Below are 1,711 nucleotides of genomic sequence, written 5' to 3' on the forward strand. Positions count from 1 at the left end.
AAGTCGTCGGGGCGGTTTTCCCCGGCCTTCTCGCGCTTTTCCTCGTCGTCCACAGTGCCACCCCCTTGACGTTGTTCGTATAAGATTTTTGCAAAAGGGGTATTTAAGGTTTTGCATCTGTAAAGGTTGGGGTTGCAGAAGTTTAAACATAGAGTCGGAGGAAGGGGTTATGTATCCTTCCTTGGCAAAACCGAGTTAAGAAAAGCTATAACTGGGTTATAAAGCGGGTGAAAAAAAAGAAGGGTCAGCAAACACCCAGGATGTCGCGGACGCTTGAGCTGATTGAGCCCCTTGCATACACGATGTCGCCGTCGTCGTAGAACTTGATGCTCATACCGTAGTCATTGTATAAGTATCTTCTGCATGTGAGGGGAACCTGGACCCTCGTCCTCCGCTTGTCATAAGCTATGTCTTCTGCGAACTTCCTAAGCACAGCGTCCATACTACCGTGCTTCTCGACTGCCTCCTCAAAGCGCTTAGCGACGCGCGGGTGCTCCTTCTTGAAGATTTCCCAGTTGTGCTTCCAGGCCTCGACGAGGGCGTTGATGTACTCCTCCTTGTCCTCAAACCTGTGCGGTATGATTCTCACCTTCTCCATCACGACCACCTCTATCACATTCTTCGTTCTCTCTTATGTTTAAACACATATATAAACCTTCCGGTTTTGAAACTTTTTTGCAACAAAGTTCTCGCGTCTGAGAGCGCCTCGGAGTCGCGTCAGAAACTCACGCGACATAACCGAGTTATCAACTGCTAAAACTAAGTTATCGTGGTGAAACTTGGGGCGTGGAATTATATGTAGTATATATGTAGCCCCCCAGGCAAAACCCGGTTGTGAGAGACCACAACTGAGTTATAAAGCGGGCGAAAAAAAGAAGGTTCAAAGGTGCTGGAGGAGGTGGATAAGAGTTGGGACCTCGCGGACTGGTAGGGCGAGGGCGTTGCGGTGGAGCTTCTGCCTAAATAATGCCTCTTTTTGGTTTGTCGCTGTCTCGACCTTGAGCTCGCGGTCGCGGGAGATGACCACCCACCTCATACGCCCACCTCCGCTTTTATCCGCCTCCACTCGTCCAGGTCACGCCGAATGAGCGAGACCGAGACCCAAAGCCCCAATGAGGGGTGATACTCGATATGAGGTTCAACGGGTGGAATGGTCGGGTCGTAGGCGCGGAGTGCATCAAGGAAGCCTTTGAGCTCTGAGACTTTCGCGTCTGGGTTCAGGATAAGGTTAACACTCATACACTCAGCAGGCACTGCGTAGCTGATTACCTCTTCGTGCTTCTTCAAAAAAGCAATGAAGGCCTCCTGGGCGTCTTCTGGCCAGTCTGAAAGGATTCGGCGTAGGTATTTCCAGTCCATCATACCACCGCCAGGGCGCGGTATGCCTCCGCCAAGTAGGCGTGCCCCTTCCTCGTCGCCGTGATGTCTTTTTTGTCCGCCGTGATGACGCTCACCCAGTCCTTCCCGCCGAGGTCGTAGATTATCGCGATTGTGCCGTCGTCGAACCAGACCCGTGAGGTCCTTTTAAAGCGCTCAACCTTTGCGACCTTCATAGAAACACCACCCCCGCGCGGTCAGCTTCCCTCGCGAGCGCCTCGTAGCGCCTGGTTTCTTCGACCTCAATATCAACGAGCAGGTCTTTCACCTCCGCCTCGTCGAGCTCCCTGACCGTCTTGTCGAGCTCGGCCTCGGCGTCGTTGATGAGCTTCCT

The 1,711-nt window shown here is 52.7% G+C and carries 4 protein-coding genes; all 4 read right to left on the reverse strand.

All coding sequences use genetic code 11. From position 1 onward, the window contains the following. Positions 1-244: 244 nt before the first annotated feature. The 4 genes from MVO87_RS02095 to MVO87_RS02110 all read right to left on the reverse strand — a co-directional run bounded on the left by MVO87_RS02095 (position 245) and on the right by MVO87_RS02110 (position 1,553). Entirely contained in the window at positions 245-598 is a 354-nt protein-coding gene (locus MVO87_RS02095; RefSeq protein ID WP_297552022.1) for a hypothetical protein, read from the reverse strand. Between the two features lie 282 nt (positions 599-880). Continuing rightward, positions 881-1,036, reverse strand: a complete 156-nt coding sequence (locus MVO87_RS02100; protein ID WP_297552024.1) for a hypothetical protein — start codon at positions 1,034-1,036, stop codon at positions 881-883. Next, the gene (locus tag MVO87_RS02105; RefSeq protein WP_297552026.1) at positions 1,033-1,359 is read right to left on the reverse strand and encodes a hypothetical protein; all 327 of its coding nucleotides are present in this window, start codon (positions 1,357-1,359) and stop codon (positions 1,033-1,035) included. The genes MVO87_RS02100 and MVO87_RS02105 overlap by 4 nt, the downstream gene beginning before the upstream one ends. Next, positions 1,359-1,553 (reverse strand): hypothetical protein, encoded by a 195-nt coding sequence (locus MVO87_RS02110; RefSeq protein WP_297552028.1) that lies wholly within the window; start codon positions 1,551-1,553, stop codon positions 1,359-1,361. Before MVO87_RS02110 ends, MVO87_RS02105 begins: the two co-directional genes overlap by 1 nt. Between the last annotated feature and the right edge of the window lie 158 nt (positions 1,554-1,711).

Origin of the sequence: Thermococcus sp. (assembly GCF_027063845.1) — an archaeon.
GTDB lineage: Archaea > Methanobacteriota_B > Thermococci > Thermococcales > Thermococcaceae > Thermococcus.